General features: G+C 37.4%; 13 protein-coding genes. 8 read left to right on the forward strand and 5 right to left on the reverse strand.

Annotation, left to right across the window (positions count from 1 at the left end):
- The first annotated feature begins 2 nt into the window (after positions 1 to 2).
- From nusA to CRT24_RS20370, 4 genes are all read left to right on the forward strand, one after another.
- Entirely contained in the window at positions 3 to 1,241 is a 1,239-nt protein-coding gene (nusA, locus tag CRT24_RS20355; RefSeq protein ID WP_099372930.1) for a transcription termination factor NusA, read from the forward strand.
- 102 nt (positions 1,242 to 1,343) lie between these two features.
- Positions 1,344 to 4,463 (forward strand): translation initiation factor IF-2, encoded by a 3,120-nt coding sequence (gene infB / locus CRT24_RS20360; RefSeq protein WP_099372931.1) that lies wholly within the window; start codon positions 1,344 to 1,346, stop codon positions 4,461 to 4,463.
- 92 nt (positions 4,464 to 4,555) lie between these two features.
- Complete coding sequence (locus tag CRT24_RS20365; RefSeq protein ID WP_257214120.1) at positions 4,556 to 5,635, forward strand: ferredoxin--NADP reductase; 1,080 nt, start codon at positions 4,556 to 4,558, stop codon at positions 5,633 to 5,635.
- 27 nt (positions 5,636 to 5,662) lie between these two features.
- On the forward strand, positions 5,663 to 7,300 hold the full coding sequence (locus CRT24_RS20370) for a PNGase F N-terminal domain-containing protein (protein WP_218962672.1): 1,638 nt from the start codon (positions 5,663 to 5,665) through the stop codon (positions 7,298 to 7,300).
- A 24-nt stretch (positions 7,301 to 7,324) separates the two neighbouring features.
- Here CRT24_RS20370 and CRT24_RS20375 read toward each other — a convergent pair whose 3' ends face one another.
- The 5 genes from CRT24_RS20375 to CRT24_RS20395 all read right to left on the reverse strand — a co-directional run bounded on the left by CRT24_RS20375 (position 7,325) and on the right by CRT24_RS20395 (position 11,967).
- Positions 7,325 to 8,200 carry a DUF72 domain-containing protein gene (locus tag CRT24_RS20375; protein WP_099372934.1) on the reverse strand — a complete coding sequence of 292 codons (876 nt, stop codon included), beginning with the start codon at positions 8,198 to 8,200 and terminating at the stop codon, positions 7,325 to 7,327.
- A gap of 90 nt (positions 8,201 to 8,290) precedes the next feature.
- Entirely contained in the window at positions 8,291 to 9,250 is a 960-nt protein-coding gene (locus tag CRT24_RS20380) for a glycoside hydrolase family 43 protein (RefSeq protein ID WP_099372935.1), read from the reverse strand.
- Between the two features lie 155 nt (positions 9,251 to 9,405).
- A complete protein-coding gene (locus CRT24_RS20385; RefSeq protein ID WP_099372936.1) occupies positions 9,406 to 9,843 on the reverse strand; it encodes a nuclear transport factor 2 family protein in 438 nt (145 codons plus the stop codon).
- 311 nt (positions 9,844 to 10,154) lie between these two features.
- The gene (gene ygiD, locus CRT24_RS20390) at positions 10,155 to 11,039 is read right to left on the reverse strand and encodes a 4,5-DOPA dioxygenase extradiol (protein ID WP_099372982.1); all 885 of its coding nucleotides are present in this window, start codon (positions 11,037 to 11,039) and stop codon (positions 10,155 to 10,157) included.
- A 97-nt stretch (positions 11,040 to 11,136) separates the two neighbouring features.
- Entirely contained in the window at positions 11,137 to 11,967 is an 831-nt protein-coding gene (locus CRT24_RS20395) for a helix-turn-helix transcriptional regulator (RefSeq protein WP_099372937.1), read from the reverse strand.
- A gap of 451 nt (positions 11,968 to 12,418) precedes the next feature.
- On the opposite strand from CRT24_RS20395, the gene CRT24_RS20400 reads away from it, so the two are divergent.
- The 4 genes from CRT24_RS20400 (at position 12,419) to CRT24_RS20415 (ending at position 19,055) form a co-directional block, all read left to right on the forward strand.
- The gene (locus CRT24_RS20400) at positions 12,419 to 15,490 is read left to right on the forward strand and encodes a TonB-dependent receptor (RefSeq protein ID WP_099372938.1); all 3,072 of its coding nucleotides are present in this window, start codon (positions 12,419 to 12,421) and stop codon (positions 15,488 to 15,490) included.
- A gap of 11 nt (positions 15,491 to 15,501) precedes the next feature.
- Positions 15,502 to 17,037 carry a RagB/SusD family nutrient uptake outer membrane protein gene (locus CRT24_RS20405; RefSeq protein ID WP_099372939.1) on the forward strand — a complete coding sequence of 512 codons (1,536 nt, stop codon included), beginning with the start codon at positions 15,502 to 15,504 and terminating at the stop codon, positions 17,035 to 17,037.
- 339 nt (positions 17,038 to 17,376) lie between these two features.
- Entirely contained in the window at positions 17,377 to 18,696 is a 1,320-nt protein-coding gene (locus tag CRT24_RS20410; protein ID WP_099372940.1) for an ammonium transporter, read from the forward strand.
- A 128-nt stretch (positions 18,697 to 18,824) separates the two neighbouring features.
- Positions 18,825 to 19,055 carry a hypothetical protein gene (locus CRT24_RS20415; protein WP_099372941.1) on the forward strand — a complete coding sequence of 77 codons (231 nt, stop codon included), beginning with the start codon at positions 18,825 to 18,827 and terminating at the stop codon, positions 19,053 to 19,055.
- Positions 19,056 to 19,070 lie beyond the last annotated feature (15 nt).

The following is a 19,070-nucleotide window of genomic DNA, read 5'->3' on the forward strand; positions in this document are numbered from 1 at the left end:
GAATGAGTACTAATATAAACTTGATAGACTCGTTTCAGGAGTTCAAAGACTTCAAGAACATTGACCGTCCAACAGTTATTACTGTATTGGAGGAGGTGTTCCGCAGCATGATTCGTAAACGTTTCGGAACAGACGAAAACGTGGACGTAATTGTAAACCCAGATAATGGTGACTTAGAGATTTGGCGTACGCGTGTTGTAATGGAAGATGGTTTCTCTGAGGATGATGATTTGGAAATTGAATTGGAGGAAGCTCATAAATACGATCCTGACTTAGAGGTGGGAGATGATTACATTGAGCAGATTACTTTGGAGAGTTTTGGAAGACGCGCAATTTTAGCAGCACGTCAGACATTGGTTTCCAAGATCCTTGAGCTTGAAAAAGATGAGGTATTCAAGAAGTATAAAGACCGCGAAGGTGAATTAGTTATCGGAGAGGTTTATCAGATTTGGAAAAAAGAGATTCTTGTATTGGATGAAGATGGCAACGAATTGATTCTTCCGAAAAACGAACAAATCCCAGCTGATTACTTCAAAAAAGGAGATAGTATCCGTGCGGTTGTGGACAAGGTAGACATGATGAATAATAATCCTAAGATTATTATCTCACGTACAGCACCTGAGTTCTTGCAGAGATTGTTTGAGCTTGAGGTTCCTGAGATTTTCGACGGTTTGATCACGATCAAGAAAATCGTCCGTGAACCAGGAGAGCGTGCAAAGGTTGCTGTAGAATCGTATGATGATCGTATTGATCCAGTAGGAGCATGTGTTGGTATGAAAGGTTCCCGTATTCACGGTATCGTTCGCGAGTTACGTAATGAGAATATAGATGTAATCAACTTTACTACTAACCACTCATTATATATTACACGTGCATTGAGTCCTGCTCGTATCACATCGATCAAGATTGATGAAGACAACAAAACTGCTGCGGTTTATTTGAAGCCGGATCAAGTATCCTTGGCTATTGGCCGTGGTGGTCACAATATTAAATTGGCTGGTAAATTGACTGGCTATGAAATCGATGTTTACCGTGAGAGCGGAGAAGAAGAGGAGGATGTGGACATTGAAGAATTTGCAGATGAAATCGACGGATGGATTATCGACGAATTTAAACGCGTTGGTTTAGATACAGCAAGGTCTGTATTGGCATTGTCCGAAGAAGAGCTTATAAGACGTACCGATTTAGAGGAAGACACAATTCGCGAAATCGTACGTATTTTACAAGCTGAATTCGAATAATAAAATATTCGGGTTAGAGGGTTTAACAATTTATAATAAATTGTTAAATCCTTGTAAAAAAACATATTTTTGTAGTACGAAATTATATTTAGAAGATAGTAGATGACAGAAGGTAAAAGTATAAACTTGCTTAAAGCTGCGAAAGAGCTCAACATTGGAATAGGCACAGCGGTAGAATATTTGGTTAAGAAAGGGTTTGATGTAGACTCTAAGCCAAGTTCTAAGTTGAGCCCTGAGATGTATGGGGTTCTTTTGAAGGAATTTCAGGGTGATAAGATTGTTAAAGACGAGGCTAAACAAATAGTTATCGGCAAGATTCGCCGTGAAGAAGGTCCAGCCACAGGCACAGCAAGCTCAAACCCTGAATCTACTGAAGAAAAGGAAAGTCCTGCTGAGGTTAAAGAAATCTTAATTAAGAATAATGCATCAACAGAGTCTACACCTGTTGCTGAAGAACCTAAGAAGGAAGAGGGAGGATCATCTCCACTTAAAGTAGTTGGAAAGATCGATTTGGATAGCTTGAAGCGAGGAAAACCTGCACCAAAAGCGGAAGAAAAAGTCGAGAAACCAGCAGAACCTGCTCCAAAGGCAGAGGTTAAGAAAGAAGAAGCTCCTGTTGCGAAACCAGTAGAAGAACCGAAAAAAGAAGAAGCACCGAAAGTTGAAGAGAAGAAACCTGTAGTTCAGGAGCCTGCAAAACCTGCACAACCAATACAACAAGCAAAACCTGTTCAACCGGAGAAAGCTGCTCAGCCAGAGAAAACTGAGCATACTGAAAAACCTGAGAAATCAGAAAAGACAGAAAAACAACCTGTAGAGGTGAAAAAAAATATAGAAGTTGAAAAGCCTGCTGCAAAAGCAGAACCGACTGACGATGTTATACGCGCTCGCTCGGAAACCTTAAGTGGCCCTAAAGTAGTTGGTAAAATCCAATTACCTGTTGCAAAACCACACAAACCAGTAGCTTCATCATCGAACAACGCTGGTGGAAATCAAGACAACAAGCGTAAGCGCAAGCGTACTAACAAACCTAATACTCCGCATGGAGGACAAGGTAACCAAGGTGGTTATGGACAAAACCAAGGTCAAGGCCAGGGTCAAGGTCAAGGTAACAGACAAGATGGTGGAAACCGTCCTCAACACCAAGGTCAAGGTCAACAAGGCAATAGACAAGATGGTGGAAATCGTCCTCCTCACCAAGGTGGAAATAGACCAAACCGTGGTAATCATCCTAACAATGACCGCCATGGAAACAATAGAGGTCGTAACGATAGAAACAGAAAGCCTGATACTCCGAAGGAAGAACCTTCAGAAAAAGAGATCCAAGATCAAATCAAAGCAACACTTGCTCGTTTGAGTGGTGCTGGTAAATCTGGTAAATTCGCTCAACGTGCGAAACTTCGCCGCCAAAAACGTGATGATATAGCATTGTCAGCAGAAGAGGCAGCAATGGAGCAAGAAGCACAATCTAAAGTATTGCGCGTAACAGAATTCGTTACTGCCAACGAATTGGCAAATCTAATGGATGTTCCGGTTACTCAAGTTATTGCTACTTGTATGAGCTTAGGAATGTTCGTGTCGATCAACCAACGTCTGGATGCAGAAACTTTAGCAATCGTTGCTGATGAATTTGGATTCCAAATAGAATTTATCAAACCGGAGGATGAAGAGACTACCGAATTGGAAGAGGCAGACAATACTAGCCGTCTAGTTCCAAGAGCTCCAATCGTAACTGTAATGGGTCACGTTGACCACGGTAAAACATCATTACTAGATTATATCCGTAAGGCGAATGTTACTAAAGGTGAAGCGGGTGGTATTACTCAGCACATCGGTGCATATGCAGTACAATTAGAAGGTGGTAAAAAGATTACATTCTTGGATACACCGGGTCACGAAGCCTTTACAGCGATGCGTGCTCGTGGTGCTCAAGTAACAGATATCGTTATTATCGTTATTGCTGCGGATGATGCCGTGATGCCTCAAACAAAAGAAGCAATCAACCACGCTATGGCTGCAGGAGTACCTATTGTATTCGCATTCACTAAAGTGGATAAACCAGGTGCAAATGCTGATAAGATCCGTGAGCAGTTGTCAATCATGAATATCTTGGTTGAAGATTGGGGTGGTAAATACCAAGCTCAAGAGATTTCAGCTAAAACAGGTGAGAATGTTGATCTGTTGCTTGAAAAAGTATTATTGGAAGCGGAATTATTAGAATTGCATGCTGACCCTGAAAAACGTGCGGCTGGTTCTGTAATTGAAGCTGCATTAGATAAAGGTAGAGGTATTGTAACTACTGTATTAGTTCAAGGTGGTACTTTGAAAATTGGAGATCCAATTCTTGCAGGATCATACTCTGGTAAGGTTAAAGCTTTGACCAATGAGAGAGGTGAGCGTGTGAAAGAAGCAGGACCTTCGATGCCAGTTCAAATCTTAGGTATGTCTGGTGCTCCAACAGCGGGTGATAAACTTTACGTAATGGAAAGTGAATCTGAAGCTCGTCAAGTAGCAAACAAACGTCTACAACTTCAGCGTGAGCAAGGAATGCGTGCTACGAAACACATCACATTGGATGAAATCGGAAGACGTCTTGCAATCGGAAACTTTAAAGAACTTAATATTATCGTTAAAGGTGATGTGGATGGTTCTATCGAGGCATTGTCCGATTCATTATTGAAACTTTCGACTGATGAGATACAAGTTAATATCATTCACAAATCAGTTGGTGCGATTTCAGAATCCGACGTATTGTTAGCTTCAGCATCTGATGCGATCATTATCGGTTTCCAAGTTCGTCCTACTCAAAATGCTCGTAAGCTTGCTGAGAATGAACAAATCGATATCCGTCTATATTCAATCATCTATGATGCGATTGAAGAGATCAAATCAGCGATGGAAGGTATGTTGGCTCCGAAACTTGAAGAGAAAATCGTTGCGGAAGTTGAAATCCGTGAGGTGTTCAAGATTTCCAAAGTTGGCTCAATTGCTGGATGTATGGTATTGGATGGTAAAATCAACCGTAACAATGAGATCCGTATAATCAGGGATGGTGTTGTTATCCATACAGGAAAGTTAGCTTCATTGAAACGTTTCAAAGACGACGTGAAAGAAGTATCTCAAGGTTATGAGTGTGGTTTGAGTATTGAAAGATTCAATGATATTCAAGAAAAAGATATCGTGGAAGCATTCGAACAAGTAGAAGTAAAACGTAAGCTTTAATAAGTTTACAACAAAATAAACACAGAGGTTTAGTCTATGGCTAAACCTCTTTTTATTATGCCTAATTTTAATATCCTATCAACTCTTTCTATTTGAAAAATCTCTTTGAAGGTGGTATCTTTAGAACCATGTTTACATTCAGGATATCCGAGATTATTCAACAACCTAATCATAATATTTCCATTCGCTTTAAGGATGAATCAGGAAATTTTCCAGCCTATAAGGCAGGTCAGTTTCTGACCCTGGCTTTTGAGTTTGGTGATCGGGAAGTGAGGCGTTCGTACTCGTTTTCGAGTTCACCATTTATTGATGAACCATATGAGATTACAGTCAAAAGAGTGGACAATGGGGAAATATCGAGATTACTCCACCACAGAACTGAGGTAGGAGCGGAAATTCAAGTAATGGATCCACAAGGACTTTTTACTTACGAACCATCGGAGAAGAATACAAATACAATATTTTTATTTGGCGCTGGAGTAGGCGTGACACCACTATATTCCATTTTGAAATCCGCGTTGGTTGCTGAAAGCAATAGTAAAGTTGTTCTGGTCTATAGTAATAGCTCAAAAGAACAGACAATTTTCTATGAGGAGCTATTAAAATGGCAAGAGAAATATCCAGATAGGTTGCATATTGAGTTTATTTGGTCAAATACCAAAAATCTTATGAAAGCAAGATTGAATAGGGAGTATATCATCGATCTTGTGAATGCGCAATTGAATGGTTCTACAGATGCTGTTTTTTATACCTGTGGGCCTTTGTTCTATATGGATTTGGTGCGGTTTACCTTGTTGGGTATGGGCTTTCCGGAAGATACTATCAAAAGAGAAACATTCCATTTTCCAGAAGAGGAAGACGACGACGATGAAAAGGAAGAAGAACCTGTAGACATGACCAGCTATGATATTGTATTAAAATTTCAAGGCAATGAATATCCGCTAACCATTCCATATAATAAAACGGTATTGGATGTAGGCTTAGAACATAAATTGAAACTTCCATATTCTTGTAAATCAGGAATGTGTAGTACCTGTATATCGCAAGTTACCAATGGTGCAGTGCGAATGGATTATAATGAAGTTTTGACAGATAGGGAAGTAGATAATGGTAGATGTTTGATTTGTACCTCACATCCGCTTGAAAATGGGACAACTATAGAAGTATTTTAGAAAATGATCAGAGTTTTAATTTGTTTAATGATATTATGCTTGGGCAATACAAGTCTTGCACAGGAAACATATAAGATTACTTACCATTATTTCAGAGATGGTGCAATGATCAAGCAAGACCCTATAGTGGTATTTGCAACAAAAGGTAAATCTTTTGTAACTCGTGAAAGTCAAGTTTCAGGTCAACCAAGGTATCCCTTAGAAGTCTCTAGTTATGATTATACGAAGGATCTGGTTTATAGAATTTCTTATTTGTCTGATTCCAAGATGATCAGCACAGTTGACAGCAATACGTTAAAAAAGTATCAGTATGAAGATGAAGGTCAAGGAAAAGAAATCCTGAAACACAAAACCAAGAAGGCAGTGACTTCGGTTAATTCTAACAAGATTGAATTATTATATACGAATGAATTGAAGATCAATGCTGCTCCAAACGATCTTGGTCAAACCTTGGGGTTGGTTTTAGAGTATCGCCGAAATGGAAATTCTGGCTTATTCGCCGCTTCAATTGAAAAGTTAAAATCATGGACAAAGGATCTTCCTCAAATTAATGCGAGTAACCTTTTAGATGAGTTAAGTTATCGAGATGTTTTATGGAAGAGCAAATTTATTCATATTCCTATTTTTCAGGACGCACAGATTTGTTTCCAACCGGGTATTAAGTCAGATTCTATTCTGCGATTTGCTGAAGGAACCGTCATCATGAAAAAGGTAAAAGTTCCTTCGGTTGAGAATGGAGCTCAAGCATTTATTCAGCTGATTGAAAAATCTAATGGAGACGCTTATGATAGGACGGGTTCTGTTTTCCTAATATCCGAGGATCAAAAGACTACATTTTTAGATGGCATGAAAAACGGAATGGAAACCTTGCCAGCTTATGTAGATTCTGCAGGTACAAAATATCCAGGCATGGTTCGCACAGATAGTTTTTCGCCGGTTTTGGAACTGATGCGATTTTTCACGCCTTTTGGTGTTTCACATTTCAATGATAGACTGAAATTAAAAGGTAAAACTTGGCAAGATAGCGTGATTTATAGACAAGATGTTTCTGAATTTTTATCGGTTATGGCTGGTAAAGAAATTTACATAGGTACATACATTGGTAACTATGACAAAGGTGGGCATAAAGTGAGTTTAGAGTTAACCATACATCCTGGAGGTTCGAATTATGCTGATGGCATGAAAATCCTTCCACTATTCAATACTACAAATGTTATGGAAATGGGAGGTCAGACTTATCCAACAATGTTTGCATTTGAGAAAGGGTTGGAACTGAAATTCACTGTGCCAAATGATATAAAAGGAGCTAAATTACGATATATCACTACTGGCCATGGAGGTTGGGGTAATGGAGATGAGTTTGTCCCAAAACCTAACCGCATATTTCTGGATGGTACTTTAAAAACGCAATTTACTCCTTGGAGGCTGGATTGTGGAAGCTATAGGTTGTACAATCCTGTAAGCGGAAATTTTGACGATGGTTTATCTTCTTCAGACTTGAGCCGTTCGAATTGGTGCCCGGGAACCATCACAAACCCAGTATTTATAGAGTTAGGGGATTTGGCCGCAGGAGAGCATACCATTCGAATTCAAATTCCTCAGGGACCTAAAGAAGGAGAGAGCAGCAGTTTCTGGAATGTCAGTGGCGCACTGGTCTATCAATAAAATTTCGAAAAATAATAGGCGTTTTTAAAGCGCCTTTTTTTGTGCAATTGGGAGTTTGCATCCCAATTGTTCATTCAGTTCTTTTACAAAATCAGTAGAAAGAAATGGCGTTTCGGGGTCAATCTTTTGGTGTACAAAAAAATAAACTTGCTTTAAGCCTGCTTCTTTCCATTCCTTTATTTTAGTAACCCATTCAGATAATCTAAGCTTATCGATTACATCAGTTGAAGAAACAAACCTAATAAAGGCAACAGGTGTTGTCAATTGAAAATTTAACATATCTCGGCGACCCGGTGTGTCAACAATGATGTTCGTGGTATTCGTTTTCTTCAAGAGCTTAAGGTAATTGTTTAATGTTTGGTCGTCATTGTACCATTCCTCATGCCTTACCTCAAATGCTAGAGGATATCCTTTGGGAAATCTATTCAGGAAAGCTTCAAGTCTATCAAATGCTTTAGGCCTAAAGTTTTCTGGCATTTGAATAAATCCCATGCCTAATTTTTCTTCAAATAACACCGTTGAATCTACAAATGCAGCAACCTTTTCATCCGTATTGTTTAATCGGGAATAATGACTGATACTGTTAGTGAATTTAGGACAAAACTTAAAATCATCTGAAGTTCTGTTTTTCCAAATCAGAACCTGCTCCTTACTTGGAGACCTGTAAAACGTACCATTGAATTCTACGGAATTAAATTCTTCTGAGTAATAGCGCAATTCGTCTTTCGTTCCTCTTGGGTAGAACCCTTTAAGGTCAGCTTTAGACCATTTGGGATAGCCAATATTTATTTCGAAATCTTCATCACTTTTATATTTATTCAAGAATTGAATAGTTTCTTTTGGTGTATCAGGCAATGAAAAATCTATTTGACTTGGATCTTCTACTTTTCCGAATTTCATAAGCTATTTGTTGAGCAGCTAATATAAGATATTTAAAAAGAAAGCCATTTCTGCGCTTCAGAAATGGCTTTCATATGGATATCATTCAGTTTATTTTAAAACATGTTTAACGCCTTCAAAGGTCATTTTTACAGGTTTGATATGGCCATTTTGATCAAAAACCATTTCATCTATACATGTTTCTCTTTCGAAAGATTTTTCCTTGTCAAGAGGTCTTCTGTGGTAGACAATGTAATATTTATCCTCATTAGGGATTTTAATCACGGAATGATGACCTGCGCCTTTAGCAACATTTGGATCTTTTTCTAGAATTGTACCTATTCTTTTAAAAGGTCCTAGGGGATTGTCGGCAATGGCATAGGCAACTTTATAATCTGGACCAGTCCATCCTCCTTCTGACCACATGAAGTAATATTTTCCATCTTTAATAAACATCGTTGGGCCTTCAACATAGTTTTCGGGAGTAACCTCCTTATAAATAGTTCCATCCTCGAATGGTACTAAGCTTTTAAAATCATCAGCTAATTTCACCACATTACAATGACCCCAGCCGCCATAAAACATATAATGCTGACCATCTTTGTCTCTAAATACATATTGGTCTATTGGTTGAGCACCATGTACAATATCATTAATCAGAGGTTTTCCCAATAAATCCTTGTATGGTCCTTCAGGTTTATCAGCAACAGCTACACCAATACCGCCTATTTCACCTTCGTGAACATCATTGGCTGCAAAAAAGAAGTAATATTTTCCACCTTTTTCAATAACGCTTGGAGCCCACATTGCTTTTTCAGCCCATTTCACTTCCTTATTGTCAATGATACTCGGATGTTTCTTCCAGTTCACCAAATCTTTTGATGAAAAGGCATCAAAATGAGTCTGTTGCTCATAAGGAGCTGAATATGTTGGGAAAATCCAATATTCATTATTATAAATTATTGCTTCAGGATCAGCATACCATCCTTTGAAAACAGGATTCTGTTGAGCCTCACAATTACTGGTAAATAACAAGCCAATGGTCGTGAGAGATAATAATATGTTTTTCATTTAAAGTAAAAGGTTTATGAAGCTTGAAAATAAGAATTATTATTGAAATAATATCCTTTCCTAATTGGTTTTAGCAAGAATGTTACGCATAAAAAAGGTATAACTCCTCGTTATACCTTCAGATAAAAAACTATTAAACTAAACTTATGAAATATCTATTTTCCAGGATAAGTAACGGTTACATTACTGATTTTCCAACCATCTTTGCTGTTGCAAAGAGTGACGTAATCGAACCTTTGGAACTGTCCGAAATCGGTTGTAATTTTTACTATGCTGCAATCTTCGTTTTTTTCAACGAATGCATATTCTGTTTCAGCATCTAACTTAACACCTTTATTTTTCTTTAAATATTCGATCAATGCTGTGCGTCCGATCATCTCACGTTGGCCATTGTTTGGAGTAGCATATTTAAAATCATCGGTAAAAAGATGCTTAAGCATAGAAGTTTCACCGTTATTGGTAGCATCGATGTAATGGTCGATAATAGTTTCTACCTTAATGAATTTTACAGGTTCTGGTTTTGTACTTGCGAATACAAATGAACTTAAAAGAGTGAAAATTGTAGTTGCGATTAGAGTGATTAGCGTTTTCATGACTTATAATTTTTTTGTGATTGATTATGTTAATTGTTTGATTCAAAGGTATATGTAATATCAAATCGCGAACATAGAGACTAGGCAAGTCTCTTTTAAAACTCGGTAAAGACCAATATTAATTCGGTGAAAACTTGTGGAATTATTAATCTTCGGTGAAAAAAATTAATTTTTGGAAATTATAGTATTTGTGGAACACAAAACACGGTGTTGACGAAGAATTTGTTTTTGCAATGGTTAAGAACTTCTAAAAAGAAAAGCTGCCAGATATTCCGGCAGCTTAGGTAAAAGTAATAGGTAGTGTGATATCTTTATCCGATTTTAAATGACGTCATCGTCAATGCACCAGCTACTGCTGCATCATTGAAAATCATCAAATCTTCGTTTTTTTCTTGTAATGCCAATGCATATATCATGGGTAAATAATGCTCTGGGGTAGGAATCGCCATATCAAAGGCGGGACCTTGTTTATCGAAATCTATTAAAGGCTGGTGGTTACCATCCAAAATGTAACCTTTCATTTTTTCGTTTGCTTCCTGAGCCCAATCAAATGCATAACCTACGGTGTTCAGATGTTTCCATGACACCATTCTTAAGTTGTGGACATTATTACCAGAGCCAATGATCAATACTCCTTTTTTACGCAATGCTGCTAATTCCTTGGCCAAAGCATAATGATGTGAAGCTGGCATGCTATAGTCAATACTCATTTGTATAATGGGAACATCTGCATTAGGATACAAATGTTTAACAACGGACCATGAACCATGATCTAAACCCCACTTGTCATCCAAATGAACATCTTTGCTCGTAACGATATCCTGGACAGCAGCCGCTAATTCTGGTGATCCTGGTGCTGGATATTGAACATCAAATAGTTCTTGTGGAAACCCTCCAAAATCATGGATGGTAACCGGATTTTCCATTGCAGTAACAAAGGTACCTTTGGTTTCCCAATGAGCTGAAATAACCAATATTGCCGTAGGTTTTTCAATCTCCTTACTTATGTTCTTAAATCCTTGTACAAATTCGTTATCCTCAATAGCATTCATAGGACTTCCATGTCCAAGGAATAAAACCGGCATATTGCTCGTATTATTCAAACCATCAATAAATTTATTTAATGATTTCAGTTTAACGGCAGCACCTGCCAATGGCAATGTCGCTGCTGCTGCTAAAAATTGTTTTCTAGTCATATCATCCATAATGATAAACTCCTTTCCAGTTTATAATACAAATATCGGAAGGAAAGGAGTGTAGGAGGTATGAAAATTTGGAAGAAAAGTATAAAAATTAGGAAATGAGTTTTCCCATTTCCTCTCTAAACTCAGTTGGAGTTTGTCCGGATTTCTTTTTGAAAACACTTGTGAAGTATGCCTTGTCAGAATAACCAAGTTCAAAGCCTATTTCTGAAATAGTCTTATTCGTGCTAAGGAGTAAATTCTTTGCCTCAATAAGTTTTCTTGTTTCAATAATTTCGGAAACTGATTGCTGCAAGATGCTTTGTGTGATGCTATTTAAATTTCTAGCGCTCATAAACAGTTTCTCAGCATAATAATTTACGCCTTCTGGACGCTTGTAATTCTCTTCAAGAATATTCAAAAAGTTCTTAAAGGTGATATCCTGATTTTTATAGAGGTTTTGATAGTCTGGGAATTGCTTTTGCCTTTCAGATTCTATCATGGCAAATAGTGTTGTTAATAATTCTCTCACAACTGCCAGCTCGGGTTTTGCCTGCGTCATTTCCTCTTGGATTATACTGCATAGTAAGTTTATTCTCTCAAAGCAACGGCCTTGCTCGAATTGAAGGTTAGCATGGTCATGGAAATATGCATATAGATTAAATGTTGTTTCTGGAATGAATTCACTCTTGAACCTTAAAACCCAAAAGTCGCAATCCCCATTTTCGAGTAGGGGTACAACACGGTGAATCTTTCCCCGACTCACAAAACTTGCAAATGGAGCTACATAGGTTTCACTTTTAAAATCTATGAAATGATCGATCTTGCCTTTGATGCCAATAATCAATTCCTCAAACTCATGATGATGTGGATCATTGGCTTGAGATTGAATATATTCTGCCTCTCTATTGTCTATTTTATAAATTTTGAATAATTCATTCATATGTTAGATGTAAGATACAATAAAATAATTCCTCAAATTTATCTTCCTCCAAAATTAACCTTCATAATTAAGCTATGCATGATTGTTATGGTGCTCCTTGAAAATTAAATTATTTATTTCTTGTTATGGATACGCTTAAAAATAAAGAATTTTTTGTTGTTAATGGTTTGATAGATGATGCAAATAGCTCAATTCTTGTTTGTTAAGCGCCATTAAGCGCATGAAAGTACAGGATAGTGGAGTAATATTAAAATAATAGTTTTATCAAGTAAATTATAAACTCTTGTTGAGTGTAAACTCAATTTGATATCCAACATAAACCTAGGAAAGCATTACATAGATTGAACAAATTCAATTCGTAATACCTGAATTATACCAAATTCTTTGGAATGATTTCTTGTGAGTTATAGACTAAACATTAACTTTTTATTTAAACATAACCTATACTTTTATGAGAAAAACCTACTTAAAAAAGGTTCCATTTATTATTATGATAATATGGACTTGTTTGCTGAGCTTTGGATATGCTCAGGGGCTACAAGAAATCAAAGGTACTGTTAGGGATAGCGACGGTCCACTCGCAGATGTTACTATCACCTCCATTAGTACTGGTAAATCAACTAAATCTGACGCTTCTGGACAATTTACTATAGAGGCGCCATTAGACTCGGATTTAAAAATTTCTTTAATCGGATATCAGGTTTCAGTTGTCAAGATCACATCTCAAAACCTCAATGTAACACTTCAAAAAGGAGATGAGCAAATCGACGAAGTGGTCGTTGTCAGTTATGGTACTCAACAGAAATCAAAAATCACAGGTGCAATTGCTGAGATGGACGCAGCAAAAGCAAAGGACCTGCCTGTAGGACAATTCACACAAAAACTTCAGGGTCGAATCGCAGGTGCTCAGGTTACTCAAGTAAATGGTAGACCTGGACAAGGTATGGCTGTGAGAATTCGTGGTGCAGCCTCCATGAACGCTGGAAATACGCCTTTGTATGTTGTGGATGGACAGGCTATTACTGGAGATATCAACAATATCAACCCAGATGAAATTGAGTCCTTTTCGGTATTAAAAGATGCTTCTGCAACCGCATTATACGGTTCTAGAGCAGCAAATGGTGTTGTTCTTATCACAACCAAAAAGGGTAAATCAGAAGGCGTAATGGTAGATTTTAATACCTATTACGGAGCTCAATACCTTCCAAATAGAGGTAGACCTGATGTTATGAATGCAACAGAGTTTGCGCAATGGCAAAAAATGTTCTACGAGGATAAAATCAAATATGAGAAATGGGTTCTTCCCGCAACTGGAAAAGCTGAAATCCCTGATGACTACAAAAATCCAGAACAATACGGTGAAGGAACCGATTGGTTTGATGTTTTATTCGACCCAGGAGCACCTATTCAAAATTATTCACTATCCGTTTTGGGAAATAGTGAAAAAGTAAGTGTGGGAGTTACTGCCGGATATTTCAACCAAAAAGGTATTTTGTTGAACACGGGTTACCAAAGATATTCATTCCGAGCTAATACAGAATATAGACCGAACAAAAGGGTCACTTTAGGCTTTAATGTGGCTCCATCTCTTCAATTAGATCACAATACATTGATCAATACAGATGGACAACGCCAGGTTATTGATGGTGCATTTATTACTAGTCCTATTTCTCCTGCCATAAACGCTGATGGATCATTGCCATTGACTACAAATACGTATGGTATGTTTGCTAATCCTAACTGGTTAAGAGTTTTACAAGAGAAACAAGATAACTATAAAAGATTTAGGATCCTGGGTAATGTATCTGCAAAAATCAATATTTGGGATAACTTAAACTTTGCTACAAGAGCGGATTATGACTTGGGAAATAATGTTCAACAGAACTTCGTGCCATCAACAGCTGGTGGAGGACTTTTCGTAGCTCCACCTCAAAAAGCAACTGGTGCTTATAATACAGGTAACTACTATTCTTGGTTGAATGAAAATGTATTGACATACAACAAATCAATTAATGACCATAATTTCGACGCACTAGTTGGTTATACCACTCAACGTTATATGACTCAAGGTGGATGGTTGAGTAAAACGGATTTTCCTAACGATGACATTCCATGGTTGTCTGCAGGTGCAACAGTAACTGGTTCTGTAAGTAACACCGCTTCTTGGACAATTGAGTCCTTGATCGCCAGATTAAACTATGATTATAAAGGAAAATATTTGGTATCAGCAGCGATGCGTCGTGATGGTTCTTCCCGATTTGGTGCTGATAAAAAATGGGGTTCATTTCCTTCAGTCTCTGTGGGCTGGTTAGTGTCCAATGAAGACTTCTTGAGGGATCATCCTACAATTTCTATGTTGAAATTAAGAGCTAGTTATGGTCTGGTTGGAAACAACAACATTGGTAACTATACTTCTATAGCTATGATGGGTACTACAAACTATGTGTTTGGAGGAGCCCTAAGTCAAGGTCTTTCTATCACATCTTTAGGTAATACCTTATTAAGTTGGGAGAAAACTGATCAATGGGATATTGGTTTTGATTTGTCTTTATTCCAGAACCGAATAAATCTACACTATGATTATTACCACAAGGTAACTGATGGTATGTTGTATCCTGTAGAGTTACCAAGAGCTTCAGGCTTTTCTGCAATTTCAACAAACGTTGGTGCATTTAAATTCTGGGGACATGAACTGTCAGTTGATGCTAATATCATCAATAGAGGTGACTTTACATGGAACTCAGATTTCAATATTTCTTTCAATAGAAATGAAGTAGTGAAATTAGGTACTAATGATACTCCAATTGGTGGCTACAGTAACCAAGGTGATTTTAACCGAACGCAGGTTGGTCACCCTATTGGTCAATTCTATGGATATATTTTTGATGGTGTTTACATGAACCAAGAGGAATTTGACTCTCAACCAAAGCATATATCTTCAAAAGTTGGAACTGCAAGAATGAAAGATTTGAATAACGATGGTGTTATTGATATCGATGATAGAACTTTCTTGGGGGATCCTAATCCAGATTTCATTTTTGGTTTCAATAATACTTTCCGTTATAAAAGCTGGGATTTAGGTATCCTTTTCACTGGGTCAGTTGGTGCAAAAACAATGGCAGCGACATTCGAAAATATCGAAAATCTAGATGGGGTGTTCAATATGCGTAAAGAAATGCTGCAAATGTGGAGATCTGAGGAAGACCCAGGAAATGGGCAAGTGCCAAGAACATTAACAGGTACCACTGAATTGTATAGATTTAATAATTCGCGTTGGGTATTTGATGCGGATTATCTAAACCTTAAGAACATTACCATAGGTAAATCATTCGAGTTCAAATCTGATTACATCAGATCTCTGAGGGTTTACGGAAGTGTACAAGAAGCATTTTTGTGGACTAAATACCCTTATGCTAATCCTGAAGTAAGTACAAGTGGTATTAATCCATTGTCTTTGGGTATTGACCAAACTGCTTACCCTATTCCTAGAACATATACTATTGGATTAAATGTTGGATTTTAATTATTAAAATTATGAAACTTAGATATATTTTATTCGCTACTGCGCTGGCATTTACATCATGTTCAGATGACTTCTTAAATCTTACTCCGGATTCTGAATTAAGTGCAAACGATTTTTTTGAAACTGAAGAACAGTTTAACCAGGCATTATCTGGAGTATATGCTGTGCTGAGAAGCACAGTCGGGGAAAGTGGTTTTTTAATGGGCGAAATGCGTTCAGATAATACTCATTACGATTACTACGCTCCTGATAGGGGCATTCATATTGTAAGAAGGGAAAACATAGATGATATCTTAGATGATTCCCAAAATCAATGGACCAATGGTTATTTTAATACTTGCTATGCAGGAATAGCACGTGCAAATACGATTATTGACCGGATTGCCGAGGCTAGTATTGATGAAGCCGCTAAGAACAGGATTCTTGGTGAAACCAAGTTTTTAAGAGCATATTTTTATTTTAACCTTGTTCGCTATTTCGGAGAAGTTCCACTCTATTTAACAGAAGTGAAAAAAGAGGATGATGCTTTTTTGGCGAAATCATCTGTTGAAGATGTTTATAAGGTAATAATTGAGGATGCTAAAGACGCAATAGCGAAATTAGACAACCCTAAATTTCCCCAAAATGGCCGGGTTAGCAAAGGTTCTGCAAGCACTCTGTTGGCTGAAATCTATATGACGAGAAAGGATTTTACAAATGCATTGCCTCTTTTAAAATCTGTAACAACAATGGGGTACTCATTGTTGCCAGTGTACTCAAGCATTTTTGAGACCAGCAATAAAAACAACGCTGAGTCAATCTTTGAAATTCAATTTATGATGGGCGACCAAGGTCAACAAAGTATGTTTTCATATTGGTTCATTCCAAAATCAAATAATGTAGAATTAATCACTGGAGTAGTCTCAAACACACTAAACTATGGTGGATTCAATGTGCCTACAGATGATATGATGCGTGCTTATGAAAACGGTGATACAAGAAAAAATGCTTCCATTGGTATAGCGGAGGGTGTAATTGGGAGTGACGGAAGTTTTGTTATTCAAGCTGTAAAACAAAGCGAAGGATATGTGACCCCAGCCGGAAAAATCTCCAAGCCATTTATTAAGAAATATCTGCATGCTCATAGCCGAGAAAGAAATACAGATGATAACTGGCCTGTGTATCGCTATTCAAATGTATTGTTGATGCTGTCAGAAGCTCTGAATGAAACGGGAGCCAGTGGAGAAGCATTGACTTATCTGAATATGGTTCGCAAACGTGCAGGAGCCGATCTTCCATTAGTAAATACGACCAACAAAACACAGTTAGCTAATGCCATTCAAAAAGAAAGGAGGGTCGAGCTTGCATTTGAAAACCATAGGTGGCATGATCTAGTAAGAACTGGCAAAGCAATAGAAGTGATCAACGCACATGGCGTAGAAATGAAGGCGAAGTACGGCTATCTTGCTAGTAATTCCTATAACTTAAATCAGGATAGGTTAATTTTTCCGATTCCATATTTAGAACTACAGTTGAATAAATTGTTGACACAAAACAAAGGATATTAATAGAAATTATAGAATAGTAAATAGTTTGTTTAGTGTGAAGCCCGGATTTTCAGCAAAAAACTGAAATCTGGCCTTCTTTTTTGGAATCCTAATAAGGAAATATTAAATGTTAGTTGTTATTCTCGCTAATTGTCAAAAAATATAGGTTATAAATATGTTTTTACTGATTTTTTCATCAAATAAAATATAAATAGCCACAATTTATCTAGTTTTTTGATTTTAATATTGGTGTTTTAATACTAAAAGTCTTTAATTTTTCATATTTATTCAAAAAAATTCAATTTTTATTTTGATAATTTCAATTAAAATGTAAATTTGTTTAAACTAATCAAAATAATTATGGTTCTATCGGGTAAAAAATCTTATGTTCCTCTAGTTTTTATGGGGATTTTGGTGATAATTTCACTTCTTTTTTCAAAAACACCTCAAATTCACTCTGGTTCAGAGTATAATTATGCAGATGTTGCTTGGATGTTGACTTCTACGGCGTTGGTTTTGATCATGACGCCGGGTCTTGCATATTTTTACGGTGGAATGGTTAAGAAAAAGAATGTAATTTCCACCATGTTGCAAAGTTTTATCTGTATGGCAGTTGTAGCTGTTCTATGGGTTGTATTTGGCTTTAGCCTAGTGTTTGGAGATTCTGTGGGTGGTGTTATCGGAAATCCAACTACATATTTTATGTTTAATGGAGTCTTGGAACGAGCGCCATGGGATGGTGCGCCTACGATTCCATTTGCATTATTTGCTATTTATCAGCTCAAGTTTGCAATTATCACTCCAGCTCTGATAACTGGAGCTTTTGCAGAAAGGATACGGTTTACCTCTTATGTCTTATTTATATGCTTATTTTTTATATTCATCTATGCACCATTGGCACATGCTACTTGGCATCCAGATGGGGTATTATTTAAAATGGGGGTATTAGATTTTGCTGGAGGAACTGTAGTTCACATGTCTGCAGGTCTTACGGCGCTGGCATCAGCTTTATATCTTAAAAAGGGCAAAGATATGTATGTCCATACGCCAGCGCGTATTACTTATGTATTGTTGGGAACTGGCTTACTTTGGTTTGGATGGATTGGTTTCAACGCAGGATCTGCATTTTCAGCCTCGGAACTTGCTGCAACAGCCTTGATCACCACTTCAACAGCTTCAGGCGCAGCAGCACTGACCTATATTTTCCTGGATGCCTCAAAAGGAATAAAGCCTTCAGCAATGGGTGTTTGTATTGGAGCTGTTGTCGGACTTGTAGCCATTACACCAGCCGCTGGATTTGTAACCGTTGGGCATTCCCTGATCGTAGGGGCCGTAGCAGCAGTCATTAGTAGATTGGTAATTGCTTGGAGAACTCGCTCTAGAATTGATGATACATTGGATGTGTTCCCAAGTCATGGAGTAGGAGGTATGGTCGGCATGCTCTTGACTGGCGTATTTGCAACTGGGGCCATCAATTCTGTTGTAGCTGATAACGGCTTATTTTATGGAGAATGGAAATTGTTCTCTGCACATATCATCGGACTGATAGGTTCAACAGTGTTTATTCTAGTAATGGCTTTTATCTTGTTGAAAATCACAGATATGATTTCTTCATTGCGAGTTTCTGATGCTGATGAAGAAGTGGGACTCGATATCTCCCAACATGGAGAAAAACTTTAAAGACCTTTATTAACTCTTAATAACCTAAATTAGACCTGATCTTACTTGTAAGATCAGGTTTTTTTATAATGAAATCCAAACAAAAATAATTCTGAAGGGTTTATAATAAAAATCAACATGACAAGCATATGAATAAGTTTAAAATATTAATTACTGGAATTTTTGCCATGGGATTAATGACTATGATAAGTTGTAATAATAATAATGATAGCGAGAATACAGAGACAGATGCTGAGGAACTTCCAGATCCTCAAGAAGGAGGAAATCAGGAACGCTATAATATTAATGCACCCGATGAAGAGATTATTAAATTAGATTCGTCGGCAGCAGATACAACTTTACCACCACCTGCCCAATAATCACATTCTTTTATA

The organism is Sphingobacterium sp. 1.A.5 (genome assembly GCF_002734235.1).
GTDB classification, from domain to species: Bacteria; Bacteroidota; Bacteroidia; order Sphingobacteriales; family Sphingobacteriaceae; genus Sphingobacterium; species Sphingobacterium daejeonense.